Genomic DNA, 19,939 nt, shown 5'->3' with positions numbered 1-19,939 from the left:
GTCCGGCCTGCCGCCGGAACCCGCCCGCAACGGTGTCAGGACCGGCCTGATGTTAACCAGTTTGCCTCAGATTTTTTGACAATTAGAATTAAATCCCGCCATTTAGAGCACATACATAACGTTCAAGCACGTCTGTGTTGCCGGTGGGGGCCGATGCAAACGGGCAGTTTGAAAGGAAAGGTGGCAGCATGACCATCGCCCACTCGCTGCAGAAAGCTGCAGCCAATGCAATTGAAGCCAATGCGTTCCTGCAGGATCCGGCAGCGCTGCGCAGTGCAACCAAGCCGCAATTGCGGCGCTATGAGGTCAGCAGCCTCCTGCCCAGCGGTGCGATTTCCGAAACCCGCCACATTGCGCCTGCCCTGCCGCTGTTCGAAGACGCCTATTGCGCATTTTCCCGCGGCTCATTGGTTGAAACCGCCAACGGCCCGGTTGCCATCGAAGACCTGTTGCCCGGCGATGACATCCTGACCCAGGGCGGCGGCAGCCAGCCGCTGGTCTGGATCGGCCGCACCAGCATTCTGCCCGCACGCCCCGGCAGCCGCGGCCGCAGCCACCGCCTGACCAGTTTCATGGCCGACAGCCTGGGCCTGCAAAAACCGGCCTCCAGCCTTGTGGCCGGACCTGCAGCACGGCTGCTGCGCACCCCGCCGCATCTACAGAGCGCGGACAGCGGACAGCTGCTGACCCCGGTTGCAGAGTTTCAGGACGGAATGAGCATCTTTGAAACCGCCCCGCCGACACCGGTGGACATGTACCACCTCTGCCTGCCGCGCCACGCAGCAATCACCATCGGCGGGCTGGAATTTGAGACCTACCATCCGGGACCGGATGCGCTGAAACTGGCCAGTTACGCGATCAAGACATTGTTTCTGAACATGTTTGCCCATGCCGACAGCATCCGGGACTTTGGCCCGCTGGCTTACTCCAGGGCCGGCAGCAACAGGTCCAGCCCGGCCATTCTGTAAGCTGAAGGGGCACCCAGCCCCGCATATACACCTAAGCCGGGCACGCCTTTGCCCGGCTTTTTCATGTCAAACCGCTGCGTGTTCGCGCCTTATGCCTCGCGGGCCAGCCGCTCTTCCAGCACCTCAAACGGCACGCCCGGCTCATCCTTAGCGCCGCGGATCACCAGCGAGGTCTTGACGCTGGCCACATTCGGCGTGGTCAGCAGATCGCCGGTCAGGAAGCTTTGGAAGGTGCTCAGATCCGGAGAAACGCATTTCAGGATAAAATCCACCTCGCCGTTCAGCATGTGGCACTCGCGCACCAGCGGCCAGCTGCGGCATTTCTCCTCAAACGCGCTCAGCTCCACCTCGGCCTGGCTTTCCAGCCCCACCATGGCAAAGACCTGCACCTCAAACCCCAGCTCGCGGGAATTCACATCGGCGTGGTAGCCGTGAATCAACCCGGCCTCCTCCAATGCGCGCACCCGGCGCAGACAGGGCGGCGCCGAAATGCCGACCCGCTTGGCCAGCTCCACATTGGTCATCCGCCCATCGGCCTGAAGCTCCGACAAAATCTTGCGATCGATCGGATCAAGGCGGGTTGTGACCATGTTCAAAGCTCCTGTGGAATTTGCGTTTCTTATAGCACCGCCGCCGGGCCGCGCAATAATGTTTCATCGCCGCGCAATATTCTTTGCGCCCCAAAGGCGCAAGCCGCAATGCGCCCGTCCCCGGCAAATTTGCACCCTGCCGCATGCCAAGCCTAGGGGGTTTAAGCCCGCGGGTCCTGCCGCTATATGCATTGCCTGACGGCGGCACGCCCGCCAGGCTGCATTACGTGGGGAACACACATGAGCGAGACGCGCCACACCAAGGTTCTGATCATCGGCTCCGGGCCTGCAGGCTATACCGCAGGGGTTTATGCCGCCCGTGCCATGCTGGAGCCGGTTCTGGTTCAGGGCATTGAGCCCGGCGGCCAGCTGACCACTACCACCGAGGTTGAGAATTACCCCGGCTTCACCGAGGTGCAGGGCCCAGACCTGATGATCAAGATGCAGGAGCACGCCCAGGCGATGGGCTGCGAGGTCATCGGCGACTATATCACCTCGCTCGACACTTCCGCGCGCCCGTTTGTGGCCAAGGCCGACAGCGGCACAACCTTCACTGCCGATGCGGTGATCCTGGCGACAGGTGCCCGTGCCAAATGGCTGGGTCTGGAATCGGAAGAGAAGTTCAAGGGTTTCGGCGTCTCCGCCTGCGCCACCTGCGACGGCTTTTTCTACCGCGGCCAGGAGATCGTGGTGATTGGTGGCGGCAACACCGCCGTGGAAGAGGCGCTGTTTCTGACCAATTTCGCCTCCAAGGTGACCCTGGTTCACCGCCGGGATGAGCTGCGCGCCGAGAAGATCCTGATCGACCGCCTGATGAAGAACGACAAGATCGAGCCGCTGTGGTTCCACACGCTGGAAGAGGTCGTGGGCACCGAAAACCCGCTGGGGGTTGAGGGCATCGTGGTCAAGAACGTCCAGACCGGCGAGTTGAAGGAAATCCCCTGCAAAGGCGTCTTTGTCGCCATCGGCCACGCGCCCGCCAATGAACTGGTCAAGGATGTGCTGGAGCTGCACAACGGCGGTTATGTCCAGGTCAAACCCGGCTCGACTGAGACCTCGGTTCCCGGTGTTTTTGCCGCGGGGGACCTCACCGACCACAAGTACCGCCAGGCGGTGACGTCGGCCGGCATGGGCTGTATGGCAGCACTCGACGCCGAACGTTTCCTGGCTGAGCAGGACTGATCCCGGATGCCGCATGATTTCGAAACCCAGCGGGCCGGAACTGTTGCGGCATTCAACGATCTGCAGGCCGAACACGGCCTGCCCGAGGCGGCGGACGTTGATTACTTCTTTGTCCCCGCCCGCGACGGCGCCGACTGGCAGCCCCTGGCCGAGGAACTCAGCCGCGAGGGCTACAGCTGCAGCTGGGTCAGCGCAGAGGACAGCGAAGACGGCGCGCCCTATCTGATCGCCACACTGCCGGAGCAGATCATTTCCGCCACCGGCATCTGGATCGGCGAGGAAGTGGCCACCCGCGCAGCCCTGTCCCACGGGTTCGCACCGGACGGCTGGGGGCTGGAGGGCTGAGCCTGCCTGCACAAGGTTGAAACTCAGCCAGCCCGTTTTGTTTTACCTTTGGCCGGCAATCAGGACCGCAGGCCCCACGCAGCCATGCGGCGGGGCCGCCTGCGCCTCTGCGCTGGTTCGCCGCAGGCCACCACCAATCAGTCAAGCCTCTGAAATACATTATTTAAACAGAACTTCACACGCGGCTGCACTTAGCCAAACAGGCATCAGAAAAAATTCATCCGCCTTTCTGCGGCGCCTTAACCCGGCATTAGACAAAACACCGCAAAACCCTCGCGAAAGCGACTGCACATCAGATCGTTCTGCCGGGGGGCCGAAATGGCGATACGAACTTTAAGCGCGTTCAATGCGGCCGCTTTTACCGTCGATGACGGCTCCCCCCATATGACTGCGGGCAGTTCGATCATCAACAATTCGGACACCCCGGCCGACACGATCTTTACCTATGATTCCAGCTACGCCATTGAACAGGTCACTCTCGACGACACTGCCGGCGATGCTGATACGATGGAGGATGACCAGTCAGGCGGCCATACCATCGTCGATGGCGGCTCCATGGTGGCCAGCGGCACCCCGGTCGAGGCCGAATCGCACCACTACGTGCAACAGCTTGATGCCGGCGGCAATCCGTTCGGCCCGGTCATCACCATCACCGTGTTTTCCCGGAACGGCGTCACACAGGATGTCTGGGGGTTTTCCACCGATACCCCGCTGAAGGACGGCGCGCGGTACCAGAAAACCTCTGGCAGCAATACCGGCACCTCCCAATACGACAGCTTTGTCCCTTGTTTCGTGACCGGCACCGCCATCTGCACCGATCAGGGCTTGCGCCCGGTGGATCGGCTGCGCCCCGGCGACCGGGTGCTGACCCGCGACAACGGTTTTCAACCGGTTCTTTGGGTTGGCATCCGTCAGGTCGGGCCTGACTGGATGCAGGCCTGCCCGCATCTGCAGCCAGTGCGGGTTGCGGCCGATGCCTTTGGCCCCGGCCAGCCGGCCCAGGACCTTTGGATCTCGCCGCAGCACCGGCTGCTGCTGAAAGGCGCCGCCTGCCAGATGCTGTTTGAGGAACCCGAGGTGCTCTCTGCCGCCGCCCACCTGCAGGCGCATCCCGGCGTGACCCGGCAGCCGGTTGCCCGGACCACCTATGTGCACCTGCTGTTCGAGCGCCATCAGGCGGTGTTCTCCAATGGTCTCTGGACCGAAAGTTTCCAGCCTGGCAGCCAGCTTCTGGACGGCGGCGGTGCCGCCGCCCGGCAGGAAATCCTGGAGCTGTTCCCCGGTCTCGCACTGGACGACGGCAGCAGCTACCCTGCCGCCCGCAGGGTTTTGAAACAAAAGGAAAGCCGCCTGCTGGCAGACCGGCCCCCGGCGTAAACGCCGTGCTGCCTTGACCGGCGCGCCTGCCCGCCGCAGTCTGCACCCCGGAAACCGCGAAACAGGAGGACCGGGGTGGCAAGCGCACTCTGGCAAGGCAATTGGATCAGCCGCACCCGGATCATCACCGGGCTGGTGCTGCTTACCTATGCCTTCTTCCATTTCATAAACATCGGCCTGGGGCTGTTGTCGCCCGAATGGATGGATGACTTCCAGGACATCCGCCAGCTGATCACCCGCAGCCGGGCCGGCGGCCTGATCCTTTATACCTCGCTGATCCTGCACGCGGGCCTTGCCCTGTGGAACCTGGCCCGCCGCCGCAGCCTCAGGATGCGTTTTGGCGAGGGGTTGCAAACCCTGCTGGGCCTGTTGATCCCGCTGCAGCTGCTCAGCCATCTGGTATTCACCCGCTATTCGCACGAAATTTACGGCGTCAATGATGAATACCCCTATCAAATCGTGCTGATGTGGGCCTCGCCCGAGGTCTGGCAGCAAAGCGCGCTTCTGCTGGCGGTGTGGATTCACGGCTGCATGGGCCTGCACTACTGGCTGCGCCTGACCCGCTGGTGGCGGCCGCTGATCCCCTGGATGGCCGGGCTGGCGGTCTTTATTCCCGGCTTTGCCCTGGCCGGCCTCCTGACCGAAGGCCGCCGTATTTATGACCTGTTTGTCGAAGGCAGCCGGCGTGCCGAACTGATGGCGGATTTCAACTGGCCCAGCCGCGAGGTTTTTGCCGAACTGTTCCAGACTGACAGCCGCTGGTTCACCGGTTTCCTCATCCTTTTGGGGCTGACTGCGGCGGCCCATCTTCTGGCCCGCCTGCTGCGCCGCCGCCGGGCGGTGCAGATCCGCTATGCCTTCGGTCCCGAAATCCGCGCCGAGCGCGGCCTGACCCTGCTGCAGATGTCCCAGGCCAACGGGATCCAGCATACTTCGCTCTGCGGCGGCAAGGGGCGCTGCACCACTTGCCGGGTGGTGGTGGACGAAGGCGGCGATCACCTGCCGCCGCCCGCCCCGCCCGAGGCCCGCAGCCTGGAACGGGTCAAGGCCCCCGCCAACATGCGGCTGGCCTGCCAGATCCGGCCAGAGGCGCCGCTGACCGTCACCCGCATGTTCCGCCCCGACGGGCAAAAGGGCCGCGCCCATGCCAGCCAGGGCAGTGAGCAGCAGCTTGCCATCCTGTTTCTGGACATGCGCGGATTTACCGCCCGCACCGCCGGCCAGCTGCCCTATGATGTGGTGTTCCTGCTCAATCGCTTCTTTGACGCCATCGTGCCCGCCGTCACCGGCGCCGGCGGCACCGTGGACAAATACCTTGGCGACGGCCTGCTGGCCTTGTTCGAGGCCCGCTCCCCCGCCCGCTCGGCCCGGGCGGCATTGGACGCCGCCACCGCCATCGGCCATGCGCTGCAGGACTTCAATGCCCAGCTGGCAGCGGATGGCGAACCCGAGATCCGCATTGGTATCGGCATCCACCTGGGCGAGCTGGTTCTGGGCGAAATCGGCAGCGCCGGCCATGCCCCGCGCACCATCATCGGCGGCAGTGTCAACACCGCCAGCCGGCTGGAGGCCAAGACCAAGGATCTGGGCGTCGAGCTGCTGATCTCGGCCCGCGTGCTGGAGGCCGCCGGATACGATTCCGGCCATCTGGCGCTTGAGACCTTTGAGCTGCGCGGCGTTGCCGAACCGCTCCGGGCCCTGCCCGTGGCCTTTGCTGCTGCCCTGCCGCGGACCCTGGCCGCAGAACAGCGTTAAGCCCGCTGCGCCCTGCGCAAAACACCTGTCCCTCACTGTCTGCCCTGCCGGACAGACTGCCCGTATCGGCCTGCCGAAGGCGGATAACCTGCCGCCCGCCCTGCCCCGTTGCAGCAAAACAACGCAGCAGAAAATCGCCAATCCTTCGGAATTTGCACTTTGCTTTGCGGACAAACCATGCAATGCGTTCACGCGTGAACACACTTTGATCCGTTGAGCCGTGCCAGAAACCCAGACCATATCCACCCCTGACGAGGAAGACCTGCTCTTCCGGCTCCTGCGCCAGCTTGATGCGGCGCCGGATGCATCGCAGCGGGCAACGGCTGCGGCGCTCGGAATTTCGCTAGGCGGGCTGAACACGCAATTGCGCAGCGCTGCAGAGACCGGGCTGATCACCATCAGCAGCCGTTCCGGCCCCGACAAGCGCCAGCGGTTTGCTTATTCACTGACCACCCGGGGCGCGGTGGAAAAAATGCGTCTCACCGATCAATTCCTCGCCCGCAAGCTCGCAGAATACAACGCGCTGCACGCGGAACTTACAGGCGCGGCAAGCGGCCTGCCCCCTCTCAAACACAGGACTCATCCTATGCAAAGCAACCTGGCTCCCATTCCAGAGCTCTATGTTTCCTACGAAAGCGCGCAGAAACTGAAGATCGAAGCAGCCGGCCTGACCAGCTGGGATCTGTCCCCGCGCCAGATCTGCGACCTGGAACTTTTGATGAACGGCGGCTTCAACCCGCTCAAAGGCTTCCTGTCGGAAGACGACTACAACGGTGTTGTCGAAAACATGCGCCTGGCCGACGGCTCTCTGTGGCCGATGCCGGTCACCCTGGATGTGTCCGAAGATTTTGCCGGCAGCATCGAAATCGGCCAGGACATCGCCCTGCGCGACCAGGAAGGCGTGATCCTGGGCACCATGACCGTCACTGACCGCTGGGAGCCGAACAAATCGCGCGAAGCGGAAAAGGTGTTCGGCGCCGACGACGATGCGCACCCGGCTGTCAACTACCTGCACAACCAGGCCGGCAAGATCTATCTCGGCGGTCCGGTCACCGGCATCCAGCAGCCCGTGCATTATGACTTCCGCGGCCGCCGCGACACCCCGAACGAGCTGCGCGCCTATTTCCGCAAAGTCGGCTGGCGCAAAGTGGTTGCGTTCCAGACCCGCAACCCGCTGCACCGCGCCCACCAGGAGCTGACCTTCCGCGCCGCCAAGGAAGCCCAGGCCAACCTGCTGATCCACCCGGTTGTCGGCATGACCAAACCGGGCGACGTCGACCACTTCACCCGCGTGCGCTGCTACGAGGCGGTGCTGGACAAATACCCGGCCGCCACCACCTCGATGTCACTGTTGAACCTGGCGATGCGCATGGCCGGCCCGCGCGAGGCTGTCTGGCACGGCCTGATCCGCGCCAACCACGGCTGCACCCATTTCATCGTTGGCCGCGACCACGCAGGCCCCGGCAAAAACTCGGCTGGCGAAGACTTCTACGGTCCCTACGACGCCCAGGAACTGTACCGCGCCAACCAGTCCGAAATCGGCTGCGAAATGGTTGATTTCAAGCATATGGTCTATGTGCAGGAGCGCGCCCAGTACGAACCGAACGATGAAATCGAAGACCGCGACAACGTCACCATCCTGAACATCTCCGGCACCGAACTGCGCCGCCGCCTGGCCGAAGGCCTGGAAATCCCCGAGTGGTTCTCCTTCCCCGAGGTGGTCAAGGAACTGCGCCGCACCAAGCCGCCGCGCTCCAAGCAGGGTTTCACCGTGTTCTTCACCGGCTTCTCCGGCTCCGGCAAATCCACCATTGCCAACGCGCTGATGGTCAAGCTGATGGAAATGGGCGGCCGTCCCGTGACCCTGCTGGATGGCGACATCGTGCGGAAAAACCTGTCGTCTGAGCTGGGTTTCTCGAAAGAGCACCGCGATCTCAACATCCGCCGCATCGGCTATGTGGCGTCTGAGATCACCAAGAACGGCGGCATCGCAATCTGTGCCCCGATCGCGCCTTATGCCACCACCCGCCGCGCCGTGCGCGAAGACGTGGAATCCTTCGGCGCCTTTGTCGAAGTACATGTTGCCACCGCGATCGAGGAATGCGAACGCCGCGACCGCAAGGGCCTGTACAAACTGGCGCGTGAAGGCAAGATCAAGGAGTTCACCGGCATTTCCGACCCCTACGACGTGCCGCAGAACCCCGAACTGTCGGTCGAGACTGAAAACGTCGACGTCGACAACTGCGCCCACCAGGTACTGCTCAAGCTGGAAAGCATGGGTCTGATCTCCGGCTGATCCGGACAGCCTAAAGAAACAAGAAAGCGGCCCGCCATTTGGCGGGCCGCTTCCGTTTCCCGTCAGCCTGCTTAGTGGAAAGACTGCGCCTGATTGCCGGAACCTTTGGCAATCTGCGGAGCCCAGACCGCACTTTCCACTGGAGTAAGCCGGTCGCGGACACGCAGAGTGTACCCGCCTTTGCGTGCCCCGGTCATCCACAGGGCAGCAGATTCCGCATCCCCGGCGCGGGGTGCCAATCCGTGCACCGACAGGCTCAGCTGCGACGCGTCATGCTGCGCGGTCACCCGCAACTGCGCGCCGGCCTCCGCAAACACCGGCTGATCCAGCAGAAACGCCGTCCGCCCCCAATGGCCGCCGGACTGCAAACCGTTTGCCACCAGAATGCCGGGGGCCAGTTCCATCTCAAAACTGACAAAGACCGCATGAATGGTGCCGGCGCCGGCACAGACGAGATCCTTGGCGGCCCGCGCCGGGTTAATGTCCGGCCGGGTGAAATCAAATTGAAACAGATCCGTTGCCATCCCCAAAGGCCGCAGCGCACAGGTTTCCAGATCATTCGGCGTCAGCTGGGCCATGCGCGCAAAGGGGTGAAAGGCGCTCAGATCAAACCCTTCCGCCTCCTGCGGACGCCAAAGGTCCAGCAAATCACCGCTTTCCACCGGTTGCGCCTTCAGCGTTCCCCGTTCAGGCACCGCCCGCGCATCCGGTTTGGCCAGCGCGCCCATGGCATGGGTCAGTGTCGCCAGCGCCCCCTCGCCCAGCAAAACTGTATCGACGATCTCTGAGATCACCACATCCGCTTGTTCCGGCATATCCTTGCCTATGACAATATCGTGGGACCATTTCGGAATGACCGTTATGCGGCCGCTCAAACCGTTCTGCGCGATGACACGGGTTGCGGCCTCGGCAATCAGCGGTTGCTGCTCGCAGGTGTAGACATGTTTTGCACCGGCCCGTGCTGCCAGCATTGCCGTCAGACCCGCACCGCAGCCGATATCCAGCACCACATCGCCCGGCCGCACCTTGGCCGCGATGGCCTGGGCATAGGCCCGGTTGCGGGCCTTGTCGGCGAGCATCGGGAAATGCCAGCGCGGCACAAACGCCTGATGCAGCCGCTCCTGCAGCACCTGCGCTTCGTGGTGGCAGGGGTCTGCCGCCAGCGCGTCCGATAGGATCTGCGAGGTCCGGATGCCGCCATCGCCCAGGGATTCGGATTTTGCCAGCCGGACCAGTCTCTCTGCTTCTTGCGTGTCCGGATACCGGCGCAATTGAGGCGGTTGGGGCGTCTGATTTTGAAGCAATTCTTACTTTCCCTATTTTGAGGCAAATGCGGTTTTTTGAGACTATCCGCCATGCGCCTCTAAAATTCGGTAAAGGAATAGCGCGGGCCGCCGCCCCCTTGGAAAAAAAGCAGCCCCCGCGCCCTCCGCGTTCAAATTACCCTATTACCCGCAGCACGATCTGCCAGGACGCTGCCGCAGATCCCCTGAAACCTAAACGCTGTCCGGCAAATCCACCGTGCCGCGCATCAGCACAAAGCCTTCGCCCGCCACCTGTACGCCCTCAATCGCATCCGCAGACCCGATCCGCGCCACCCGTGCCTGGCCGGGTCGGCCAAGGCCATGGCCCTGCTCGGCGGTAAACTCAGACCTTTCCATCAGCCCGTGACGCCACAGATACGACGCCATGGCGCCGGTCGCGGACCCGGTGAACGGGTCTTCCGGCGGGCTCGGCGGCGCCATAAGCAGGCGCGAAAACGTATCACCGGCCTCTGTCGCGCCCTCCAGCACCACCAGAAACGGCTCCATCATGTCGATGCCGTCGGCACCCAGGGAATTACCCAGCAAAGCCAGCGCCTCCAGGTTCAGCTCTGCCGCCTCCAGGGCCGCACGGTCGCGCAGGACCGTCACGCAGAACGGCAGCCCGGTCGAGACCTTCTGCGGGCGGCCCACGATCGCCTCAACCGGCAGCGACACCGCCGCCGCCACCAGCGCGGGATCGGCAAAGGGGCCGAATTGGGGCGCCACCTGGGTCATCGAAATCAGATCACCCTCCAGGGTCACCGGCACAATCCCCGCCCCGGTTTCCAGCGTGATGCTGTCCCCGGCCACCAGCCCCCGGTCCCGCATCGCCGCCACCGTGGCAATGGTCGGATGGCCGGCAAAGGGGATCTCGCGGCTGGCCAGGAAATAGCGCACCTTCACATCCGCCGCCTCGGACGGGCCGGTAAAGGTGCATTCCACCAGCGAGGTCTCCCGCACGAAAGCGGTGCAGACAGCCTCGGGCAGATGTGCCGCCCCATGCACCACCGCGCAGCCATTGCCGCCAAAAGCGCGGCCCGAGAAGGCATCCACCCAGTCGAAATCAAACCTGTTCATAGTTTCTTCCCTTTGGAAGTTTCCTTGCTGGGACGGGCATCTCCCAGCCCAAGCATTTCCCCGATTTCATCTTCGAACTGTTCAACCGGCAACCCGAAACTCTCCTCAAACGCGCGCCGCCAGGACAGGCCCTCCCCCTGTTTCCGCCAATAACCAAATACCACGTCTTCCCCGTGGCGCACAGCCAGCACCCGCGCCGCAAAATGTGCCAGGTCATAGGCCACATAGGACAGGTTTTTTCTCTCTTCACGAAGGTCCCGAAGCCTGCTCCCCGAAGCTCTGGCTTTCCAGCGAAGCACCTCCATCCGCTCCGGCTTTGCATAGCCATAAGCATCCAGAAATTTTTCGCGCACCAGCTCTGCGACACCTTCATCCAGCCACAAAACGCCTTCCTTGCCCCAGACAGCAGGATGCCACTTGCGCAATCCATATTCTCCAGAAACCTCTGCCTGCCATAAGTGCACATACTCATGGGCGATGACAGGACCAAGCCAGCGATAGCTGCTTTTTAGCCAATCCTCATCGTAGGCACTCTCTTGCGCCCAACAAATAAAGAACATCCCCGGAAATGCCTTGGCCGAGTACCCGCGCTCAATATTGCACGCACTCTGGATCGGTTTCGTGAACCTCACCGGACGCCAGCCAAGCTTCCGGACCAGTTGCTTCATCTGCCGGGTCATGGCGCTGGCACTGCCGGCCGCTGCGATGCCAGGCCGGGTCGCCATCGGCATCCCCATGTCACGGGTCAAAAAGGTCATAACCTTGCGATGGTTGATCAGCAGCGCCGCTTCGACCAGACTGTCCTGAGCCTGAACCACCGGAGCTTGGCGGCTAGGCAAATACTGTTTCAAAGAATACCGCAGCACTGGCAGCTCGCGGCACCAATGGACTGCCTCCGCCCTGCTCAGCGGTGGCAGGGATTGCAGGGCAACCGGCATTCTTTCTCCCTGTTCCTCTTTCATTTGCCGCCAGGCCTGGCGGGTTTTGGGTCCCATAAGCCCATCGGCGGACCCTGGTTCCAACCCCAACCCGGCCAGCTGCCGTTGCACGCATTCCACAAATGGGTCAGCAGCAGCCGGGGCTGCCAGCACGGCAAAACCCAGCGCGGCGGCAAACAGCCGGAGTCTCAGGCACATGAAAAGGTCTCCTTGCAACGAAAACATCAGGGGTGGCCTCAAAACAACTCAGGCCCCCAAAATGGGAGCCTGCTGTTGAAAAAATCAAGCGCTTTCGGGTGGATGCGCCCCGGTTACCCGGACGTCAATGCACCGAAACCGGTGTCATGTCGTTCTGCCGCGCCAGCACATAGGCCAGTTGCCGATCGGCCACCAGCGCCAGCTGGCCGCCTTCCGCGTCATGCACCGCATAAAGCTGCGCATGGCCGCCCGCGCTGTCCTGCACGTCTTTGGGAAGATCTGCCACCGCAACCGCCTTTACATAGACGGTCCGGTCTGCGCCCTGGCTGAAATCAAACGGTGTATGCATTGCTCTTACCCCTTTTTGATGTTGATCGTCTGAACCACGGTTTCGGGCCGGGCACGGGTCAGATCCACATGCAGCAACCCGTTTTCCATCACCGCCTCGCCCACTTCGACGCCATCGGCCAGCACATACATGCGCTGAAACTGGCGCGCCGCGATGCCGCGGTGCAGGAACACCCGTCCCTCGCTGTCGTCGCGCTGGCGGCCGCGGATCACCAGCTGGCGGTCCTCGACGGTAATCGCCAGGTCCTCTTCGGCGAACCCGGCCACGGCCAGGGTGATGCGGTAGGAATGGTCGGAAGTCTGTTCGATATTATAGGGAGGATAGCCTTCGTTGCCCGATTTCGCCGAGCGTTCCAGCAGGCGTTCCAGCTGCTCAAACCCCAGCATATGCGGGTAAGAGCCCAAGGTAAGTTTCGACACGGTGTTCGTCCTTTATGCCAAAGCGACGGATGCGCGCGGCCCCGTAACAGGCGGCCGCTTCCAGAAGAATATGGGAAGTTCTTGCTGGTTTCACAAGAGCATGTGCCCATAGGTCTAGCGGAAAAGCGGTTAAGGAAGTATCTTCAGCCTCACTTCTTTCCTAAGCTTTACTGAGTCGCCAATGAACGCACCCACAGATGTGTCGATGAAGACAGATGAGGTCCTCAAGGTTGAGCTGGAGGTTTTCCGCAGGCAGCACCGTGATCTGGACGAAGCAATCGGCGCGCTGGAAGAGCGCCCGACCAGCGACCAGCTGACAATCCGCCGCCTGAAGAAACAAAAGCTCATCCTCAAGGACAAGATCGCCTTGATCGAAGACCGGCTGACCCCGGATATTATCGCCTGACAGTGCCGCCGGCACCAGGCAGGCCCGCGCCCAAACCGCCGGACCAAAACTGCAGAACGCAGTGCCTTAACAGTTTCAACAGGGCCTCCCGCCCCCTTCTCCGCGCAGCCGGCTGCACCGGAAGGTGTTGGGCGTGGCAGCGCGCCTGACGGCGCGCTGCGGTTCCGCTTGATTGCAGGTTACAGATCCTTGCAAAGTCTCAGCGCATCATAGATGGCGGCGTGCATATTGCGCCCTGACACCGCATCACCGGCCCGCGCCAGCCAGAAGCTGCCCTGCGGATTGATGGCGGCAAAAGGGCTGGTTCCGGCAATCATTGCCTGGTGGTCCAACTGACCCAGGTTGCGCGACAGCGGCTTCAGCGCATGGTAAAGTTCATCCGCCGGAGTGATACCATGTTCGCTGACCACATGATCCGCCACACGCTCGGTCACTTCCCCGGTCAGGACATGGCGCAGGGTGATGCATTTACGGCTGCCTGCCGTAGCCACGGCAACCACCTCCAGAAAGCACTCAAACGTGACGCCCTGCCGCGCCAGATCACGCAGCACCACCGCCGAATTGACCGGCCCCAGATCATGCGCTGCCATCCGGTCAGGCGTGACCAGCGTCACCTTGCAGCCGGCCTTGGCCATTGCATCCGCGCAGACCAGGGCCGCGTGATCGCCGCATTCATCCAGCAGCAGCACCGCGCCCGCAACCCGCGCCTCGCCGCCCAGCACCTCCCAGCTGGAGGTGATCAGATCACCGCCGGGGATCTCCCGGGGCTCCGGCCAGCCGCCGGTGGCCACGATCACTGCGTCCGGGTTTTCGGCCAGCACGTCGCCTGCCTCGGCGTAAGTATTCAGCCGCACCTCCACACCCAGCCGCTCCGCATCCGAGATCAGCCAGTCCGCTACACCCCAAATCTGGCGCCGGGTCATGCCCTTGGCCGCCAAGACGATCTGCCCGCCAAGCCGCCCGCCCGCCTCAAGCAGCACCACCCTGTGGCCGCGCTCTGCCGCAACACGTGCCGCCTCCAGCCCCGCAGGGCCGCCGCCGATCACCACCACCTTGCGCCGCTCCGGCGCCGCGCCGATCACATGCGGCATCACAGCCTCGCGCCCGGTTGCGGCGTTATGGCCGCAGACCGCGGGCTTGCCCTGGTTCACCCGGTCCACGCAATAGCCCAGCGCCACGCAGGGGCGGATACGCTCCTCTGCGCCGCGCTGCAGCTTTGCCACCAGATAGGGGTCCGCCATATGCGCCCGGGTCATGCCGATCATATCGGCCTGGCCTTCGCGGATGGCATGGCGGGCGGTAGCAATATCGGCCACGCCCCCGGCATGGAACACCGGCAGATCCACAGCCGCGCGGATCGCGCCCGCCACATTCAGATCCGGCGCCGCGGGCATCCCCATCGGCGCCACCCAGCCCGCGAGGCCGAGGTCATCATAAGGCGCGCCCGCCAGCACGTTCAGGAAATCCACCGCGCCGGTGGCGGCAATCTTCTGCGCCGCCGCGATGCATTCCGCGGCACTCAGCCCGCCCTCCGCCAGCTCATCCCCCGTGACCCGCATCCCCAGGATCAGATCCGGCCCCACCGCCTCCCGCACCGCTTCCAGCACCTGCAGCGTCAGCCGCAGCCGGTTATCGAGTGAACCGCCGTAGTCATCCTCGCGGGTGTTCACCAGCGGCGACAGGAACTGCCCCAGCAGATGTGAATGCGACAGCAGCTCAATCCCATCGAACCCGCCTTCCCGGCAACGCAGTGCCGCGGCGGCAAAATCGTTGATAATACGGGAGATATCCTCCTGCTCCATCACCTTTGGAAAAGCCCGGTGCGCCCGTTCCCGCCGCCCCGACGGCCCCAGCACCGGCAGCCAGTGCCCGTCATCCCAGGCAGTACGCCGGCCCATATGGGTGATCTGGCACATCACCGCCGCGCCATGCTTGCGCACCCCATCGGTCAGTTTCTTGAACCACGGGATGATACTGTCATCGCCCGCATAGAGCTGCCCGAAGACCGATGGGCTGTCCGGCGCGATATTGGTCGAGCCGCCGATCATCGTCAGCGCAATGCCGCCGCGCGCCTTCTCTTCATGATACAGCCGGTAGCGGTCGCGCGGATGGCCGCCCTCCTGGAACGACGGCGCATGGGCTGTGCTCATGATCCGGTTGCGTAAACTTAGATGCCGGATTTGCAGCGGCTGAAGGAGAGGGTCATTGTCCAAGGTCATAGGTCGCGGTCCATTTAATGCTGCCACGTGCAGCAGGCCCGGTCCGGTCACCATCCGGCTTGCAGAAAACCGGCAATTTCCCGGCCCCGTTGCGACACCTTGCCCGCGGTTGGCGGAATCTCCGTCTGACCGGATGGTCAAAGCCGGATTTTCCGTTTACCAGCAGCCGGATTTTGTGCCCGGCCTCCATTCCGGTGCCCCCTCCGCACAAGCAGCTGAACCAATGAACGAGCATCACCATGACCGCCACCAGCGACCGCACTCCGGTGCCTGAAACCCAGGACACCGACTACAAATTCTCCCCGAAACAGGCGCTGACCGGCGCCCAGATGCTGTTTGTCGCCTTCGGCGCGCTAGTGCTGGTGCCGCTTTTGACCGGGCTGGACCCCAGTGTCGCCCTGTTCACCGCAGGACTTGGAACGCTGATCTTCCAGATCGTCACCCGCGGCCAGGTGCCGGTGTTCCTGGCGTCCTCCTTTGCCTTCATCGCGCCGATCATCTACGGCGTGCAGACCTGGGGCATGGCGGCGACCACCGGCGGGCTGGCGTCGGCGGGCCTGCTGTATGTGGTGCTCAGCTTTGCCATCCGCGCCTTTGGCGCGGGCTTCATGCACCGGCTGCTGCCGCCCGTGGTGGTCGGCCCGGTGATCATGGTGATCGGCCTGTCGCTGGCGCCGGTGGCGGTCAACATGGCCACCGGCCTGGCCGGCGACACCCAGGTGATGCAGAAAAACACCGCTCTTCTGCTTGCCGCTGTTGCCCTCGGCACCACCATGCTGACCGCTATTCTGGGCCGTGGGATCATGCGCGTCGTGCCGATCCTGGCCGGCGTCGCTGCCGGCTATGGTGCCGCGCTGGTCCTCGGCGCCGTCACCGGGCAAAACCTGGTGGATACCGCCCCGCTGGCCAGCGCCGCCTGGTTCGCGGTCCCGGATTTCGTCGCGCCCGAGTTCAATCTGGCCGCTATCCTGTTCATTCTGCCCGTCGCCATTGCGCCCGCGATTGAACATTTCGGCGACATCATGGCGATCTCCAATGTGACCAAGCGCGACTACATGGAGAAACCCGGCATCCAGAACACCATGCTGGGCGACGGCCTGGCCACTGCCGCCGCGGGTATCTTAGGCGGCCCGCCCAACACCACCTATTCCGAGGTCACCGGCGCCGTCACCCTGACCCATGCCTTCAACCCGGCGATCATGACCTGGGCAGCGCTCTTCGCCATCGCGCTCTCCTTCGCGGGCAAGCTGTCGGGCGCGCTTGCCACCATCCCGATGCCGGTGATGGGCGGCATCATGATCCTGCTTTTCGGCATGGTCACCGTGGTCGGCCTCAGCGTGCTGGCCAAGCTGGGCGACGCCCTGTCCGAGGCCCGCAACATGGTGATCATCTCCACCGTGCTGATCATCGGTCTGGGCGGGCTGACGCTGCAATTCGGCGAAGGCTTTACCCTCGCGGGCATCGGTCTCTCCGGCGTTGCGGGCCTCTTGCTGAACCTGATCCTGCCGAAACAGCGGGACTGATCCCGAAAACAACCGGAGCCGCCTGCCGGGCGGCTCCGCTCACCGCTTCTCCGGTTTTATATCCCGGATCCGTGCCACGTGCTTGGTAATATCCTCGCGGGTGAACTTCGAATGCACCCGTTCTGCCGAGGCCGGATGGTTGCCCAACCCCAGCTTCAACTCTGCCCGCCAGGCCCGCTTTGGCCGGATCGGCCGCGGCGCAAAGCCACCACCGCAGGTGGGGCAGACATTGTGCAGCACCTGCCCTGCACAGTCCGCGCAATAGGTGCATTCATAACTGCAGATCCGCGCGTCCGGTGCATCCGGCGGCAGATCCTTGTCACACAGCTCGCAATTGGGGCGTAGCTCCAGCATCGTGCTCTCCTTGTCAGGCCGCCACCCTGCCCCCGGATCTGGCCCTGCACAAGCCTGCCGCGCCGCGCCGCCGCGCGGCGCCACGCCCAACCGCAAGGCGGTGCAGCTTGCCTGCATCCCCGCGCGGGCGGGAGCTTGCCGCCTGCGGCATAGCGCCAGAGCCCCTGAAACGGGGCAATTCCGCCCGTTTTCCGCGACAAGCCGGATTGCGCCAAACCCTAGTTTCCCTATAGTGCGCGCTCCATAAGCCGCGACAGGAGCCACCAAGCCATGGCCGACATCAAAGTAGGCATCATCATGGGCAGCCAATCCGACTGGCCCACCATGAAGGAAGCCGCCACTATCCTGGATGAACTGGGTGTTGAGTATGAGGCCAAAATCGTCTCCGCCCACCGGACCCCGGACCGGCTGTGGAGCTACGGCAAATCCGCGGCGGACCGCGGGTTGCAGGTGATCATCGCAGGTGCCGGCGGTGCTGCCCATCTGCCCGGCATGGTCGCTTCCAAAACCCGCGTCCCCGTTGTGGGCGTGCCGGTGCAGACCCGCGCCCTTTCAGGCGTCGACTCGCTGTATTCCATCGTGCAGATGCCCAAGGGCTTCCCGGTTGCCACCATGGCCATCGGTGCCGCCGGTGCTGCCAACGCAGGTCTGATGGCCGCAGGCATCCTGGCGCTGCAGGACGCAGATCTTGCCCAGCGCCTGGATGATTGGCGCGAGGCGCTCTCCGCCTCCATCCCCGAGGAGCCCTCCGATGACTGAAGCCCTGCAGCCCGGCGCCACCATCGGCATTCTCGGCGGCGGCCAGCTTGGCCGGATGCTCTCGGTTGCAGCCTCCCGCCTCGGCTTCAAGACGCATATCTTTGAACCAGGCGCCAACCCGCCCGCAGGCCATGTCGCCGATCAGGTGGCCACCGCCGGTTATGAAGACGCTGAGGCGTTGGCCGCCTTTGCCGCTGCCGTCGATGTGATCACCTATGAGTTCGAGAACATCCCCACTTCGGCGTTGGACCTGCTGGAGTCGCAAAAACCGATCCGTCCGGGCCGCGAAGCGCTGCGCATCAGCCAAGACCGGCTGACGGAAAAGGCTTTCCTGCAGGATCTCGGCCTCACAACCGCCCCTTTCGCCGGCATCACCGACCAGGCCAGCCTCGACGCCGCCCTGGCTGAGATCGGCGCGCCCTCGATCCTGAAGACCCGCCGTTTCGGCTATGACGGCAAGGGCCAGGCCCGCATCAAGGCGCCTGAAGACGCTGCCGGGGCGCTCGCTGCCATGGCAGGCGCGCCGTCGGTCCTCGAAGGGTTTGTAACTTTCACCCACGAGGTCTCGGTCATCGCCGCCCGCGGTGTGAGCGGTGAGATCGCCTGTTTCGACCCCGGCGAGAACGTCCACCGCGACGGCATCCTGCACAGCACCACCGTGCCTGCGCGCCTCAGCAAAGGCCAGCGCATGGACGCGGTGCTAATGGCGGGCAAGATCCTGAATGCGCTTGATTATGTCGGCGTCCTGGGGGTAGAGCTGTTCGCGACGCCGCAAGGCCTGATCGTCAACGAGATCGCCCCGCGCGTCCACAATTCCGGCCACTGGACCCAGAACGGCTGCACCGTCGATCAGTTCGAACAGCACATCCGCGCCGTCGCGGGCTGGCCGCTGGGCGACGGCCGGCGCCATTCCGACGTGGTGATGGAAAACCTGATCGGAGATGATGTGGCCCGCATCCCCGAGCTCGCAAAAGAACCCGATTGCGCCCTCCACCTCTACGGTAAGGCCGAAGCCAAGCCAGGCCGCAAGATGGGTCATGTGAACCGGGTGGTGAAAGCGCAGGACTGAAGGATTGGGGCGCTGCCCCAAACCCCGGGAGTATTTAAGACCAGAAAGAAACAGGCGGCGGTCTCAGATGAGACCGTTTCTAATGATTTCCGCGTTCATCCAATGCACATCAGTCTGCACATGATCGGCGCGAACGTATTTGGCCAGCAGCCTCTGCATGTCCGCCTCGGCAAACCCTCTGGCTGTCCGGATCACACAGCCTTCCTGCCTCTCCAGATCCATGCCGGATATGGTCTCGCGCAGCACCTGCCCGGATGGCGGTCCGCGGTACAGCACCGGCACGCTCACAATGCCCAACTCTGCGAACCGGGCCAGGGTTTCTTCCCAAGGCTGGATCACGCCGTTCAAGATCCAGGCGAACCCCAGGAAATAGCTGGGCAGTGCCTCGTAGGCGATGGCGTGGCGTGCATAAAGATACTCCCCGACAATCCGTTCCCCTTGCGCCAAACCCGGCGAGATGCCCGCAGCAAAGGCCTTCATCCAGTCCCGCGACGGGTGATACCGCGCATCCGGGCTGCGCGGATGGCAGCCGCCGCTGTGGACCGTGGTGTTTTCCCCATCCATCTTCTCGGTGATGATCACCTCCGGCTCGGCCAGCAGGACAGAAGTATCCAGCATGATCTTGTCATCACTGGCGGCGCCGGGCGATTGCGGCAGGTGAAATGTGCGGCCGTATTTTCAGGTCATGTCAGAAAATTTCGTTTGATGGAAATGTCATTCGACGCAGCCTATCCGCAGTGCACCCAGGCGGCAAGACAGGGCAGTGAAAGCGGCCCCGCCGGTTTCACGCGCCGCAAAGAGGGCCATCCGG

Annotated in this window: 19 protein-coding genes; 10 read left to right on the top strand and 9 right to left on the bottom strand. The window is 63.5% G+C overall.

The window, feature by feature from the left end; translation table 11 throughout:
* Positions 1-188: 188 nt before the first annotated feature.
* Entirely contained in the window at positions 189-968 is a 780-nt protein-coding gene (locus tag K3557_RS04250) for a Hint domain-containing protein (RefSeq protein ID WP_259997879.1), read from the top strand.
* An 89-nt stretch (positions 969-1,057) separates the two neighbouring features.
* Here the strand turns inward: K3557_RS04250 and K3557_RS04245 are convergent, their stop codons facing one another.
* Positions 1,058-1,558, bottom strand: coding sequence for an Lrp/AsnC family transcriptional regulator (locus tag K3557_RS04245; protein ID WP_027258143.1), 501 nt, complete (start codon positions 1,556-1,558; stop codon positions 1,058-1,060).
* A gap of 240 nt (positions 1,559-1,798) precedes the next feature.
* On the opposite strand from K3557_RS04245, the gene trxB reads away from it, so the two are divergent.
* The 5 genes from trxB to K3557_RS04220 all read left to right on the top strand — a co-directional run bounded on the left by trxB (position 1,799) and on the right by K3557_RS04220 (position 8,513).
* Complete coding sequence (gene trxB / locus K3557_RS04240; protein ID WP_259997877.1) at positions 1,799-2,740, top strand: thioredoxin-disulfide reductase; 942 nt, start codon at positions 1,799-1,801, stop codon at positions 2,738-2,740.
* A gap of 6 nt (positions 2,741-2,746) precedes the next feature.
* Positions 2,747-3,085 carry a ribonuclease E inhibitor RraB gene (locus K3557_RS04235; RefSeq protein ID WP_259997875.1) on the top strand — a complete coding sequence of 113 codons (339 nt, stop codon included), beginning with the start codon at positions 2,747-2,749 and terminating at the stop codon, positions 3,083-3,085.
* 318 nt (positions 3,086-3,403) lie between these two features.
* Positions 3,404-4,462, top strand: a complete 1,059-nt coding sequence (locus K3557_RS04230) for a Hint domain-containing protein (protein WP_259997873.1) — start codon at positions 3,404-3,406, stop codon at positions 4,460-4,462.
* A gap of 75 nt (positions 4,463-4,537) precedes the next feature.
* Positions 4,538-6,217, top strand: coding sequence for an adenylate/guanylate cyclase domain-containing protein (locus tag K3557_RS04225; protein WP_259997871.1), 1,680 nt, complete (start codon positions 4,538-4,540; stop codon positions 6,215-6,217).
* 220 nt (positions 6,218-6,437) lie between these two features.
* On the top strand, positions 6,438-8,513 hold the full coding sequence (locus tag K3557_RS04220; protein ID WP_259997869.1) for a bifunctional sulfate adenylyltransferase/adenylylsulfate kinase: 2,076 nt from the start codon (positions 6,438-6,440) through the stop codon (positions 8,511-8,513).
* 71 nt (positions 8,514-8,584) lie between these two features.
* On the opposite strand, the gene K3557_RS04215 is transcribed toward K3557_RS04220, so the two are convergent.
* From K3557_RS04215 to K3557_RS04195, 5 genes are all read right to left on the bottom strand, one after another.
* Positions 8,585-9,817: a 50S ribosomal protein L11 methyltransferase gene (locus K3557_RS04215; protein ID WP_409201199.1), complete on the bottom strand. Its 1,233-nt coding sequence runs from the start codon at positions 9,815-9,817 to the stop codon at positions 8,585-8,587.
* Positions 9,818-10,009: 192 nt separating this feature from the next.
* Positions 10,010-10,894 (bottom strand): PhzF family phenazine biosynthesis protein, encoded by an 885-nt coding sequence (locus tag K3557_RS04210; protein ID WP_259997865.1) that lies wholly within the window; start codon positions 10,892-10,894, stop codon positions 10,010-10,012.
* Complete coding sequence (locus tag K3557_RS04205; protein ID WP_259997863.1) at positions 10,891-11,856, bottom strand: hypothetical protein; 966 nt, start codon at positions 11,854-11,856, stop codon at positions 10,891-10,893. Before K3557_RS04205 ends, K3557_RS04210 begins: the two co-directional genes overlap by 4 nt.
* A gap of 298 nt (positions 11,857-12,154) precedes the next feature.
* Positions 12,155-12,379 (bottom strand): DUF1150 domain-containing protein, encoded by a 225-nt coding sequence (locus K3557_RS04200; protein WP_259997861.1) that lies wholly within the window; start codon positions 12,377-12,379, stop codon positions 12,155-12,157.
* Positions 12,380-12,384: 5 nt separating this feature from the next.
* Positions 12,385-12,798, bottom strand: coding sequence for an Hsp20 family protein (locus K3557_RS04195; RefSeq protein ID WP_205877370.1), 414 nt, complete (start codon positions 12,796-12,798; stop codon positions 12,385-12,387).
* A 181-nt stretch (positions 12,799-12,979) separates the two neighbouring features.
* Here K3557_RS04195 and K3557_RS04190 point away from each other — a divergent pair, with 181 nt between their 5' ends.
* Positions 12,980-13,204, top strand: a complete 225-nt coding sequence (locus K3557_RS04190) for a YdcH family protein (protein WP_129370208.1) — start codon at positions 12,980-12,982, stop codon at positions 13,202-13,204.
* Positions 13,205-13,383: 179 nt separating this feature from the next.
* On the opposite strand, the gene K3557_RS04185 is transcribed toward K3557_RS04190, so the two are convergent.
* Entirely contained in the window at positions 13,384-15,354 is a 1,971-nt protein-coding gene (locus K3557_RS04185; protein ID WP_311198490.1) for an FAD-dependent oxidoreductase, read from the bottom strand.
* 308 nt (positions 15,355-15,662) lie between these two features.
* On the opposite strand from K3557_RS04185, the gene K3557_RS04180 reads away from it, so the two are divergent.
* Positions 15,663-16,946: a uracil-xanthine permease family protein gene (locus tag K3557_RS04180; protein ID WP_259997860.1), complete on the top strand. Its 1,284-nt coding sequence runs from the start codon at positions 15,663-15,665 to the stop codon at positions 16,944-16,946.
* A gap of 39 nt (positions 16,947-16,985) precedes the next feature.
* Here K3557_RS04180 and K3557_RS04175 read toward each other — a convergent pair whose 3' ends face one another.
* Positions 16,986-17,300 (bottom strand): DUF1272 domain-containing protein, encoded by a 315-nt coding sequence (locus K3557_RS04175; RefSeq protein ID WP_259997858.1) that lies wholly within the window; start codon positions 17,298-17,300, stop codon positions 16,986-16,988.
* A 270-nt stretch (positions 17,301-17,570) separates the two neighbouring features.
* Between K3557_RS04175 and purE the strand changes: the two genes are divergently transcribed.
* The gene (purE, locus tag K3557_RS04170; protein ID WP_259997856.1) at positions 17,571-18,059 is read left to right on the top strand and encodes a 5-(carboxyamino)imidazole ribonucleotide mutase; all 489 of its coding nucleotides are present in this window, start codon (positions 17,571-17,573) and stop codon (positions 18,057-18,059) included.
* A complete protein-coding gene (locus K3557_RS04165; RefSeq protein ID WP_259997854.1) occupies positions 18,052-19,128 on the top strand; it encodes a 5-(carboxyamino)imidazole ribonucleotide synthase in 1,077 nt (358 codons plus the stop codon). Before purE ends, K3557_RS04165 begins: the two co-directional genes overlap by 8 nt.
* 63 nt (positions 19,129-19,191) lie before the next feature.
* Here K3557_RS04165 and K3557_RS04160 read toward each other — a convergent pair whose 3' ends face one another.
* On the bottom strand, positions 19,192-19,746 hold the full coding sequence (locus K3557_RS04160) for an RNA ligase family protein (RefSeq protein WP_259997852.1): 555 nt from the start codon (positions 19,744-19,746) through the stop codon (positions 19,192-19,194).
* Positions 19,747-19,939: the final 193 nt, after the last annotated feature.

Source organism: Leisingera sp. M523, assembly GCF_025141335.1.
In the GTDB taxonomy this organism is placed as follows: Bacteria; Pseudomonadota; Alphaproteobacteria; order Rhodobacterales; family Rhodobacteraceae; genus Leisingera.
Note: the sequence above shows the minus strand (reverse complement) of the source record. Positions and strands in the feature narration are given on the sequence as shown.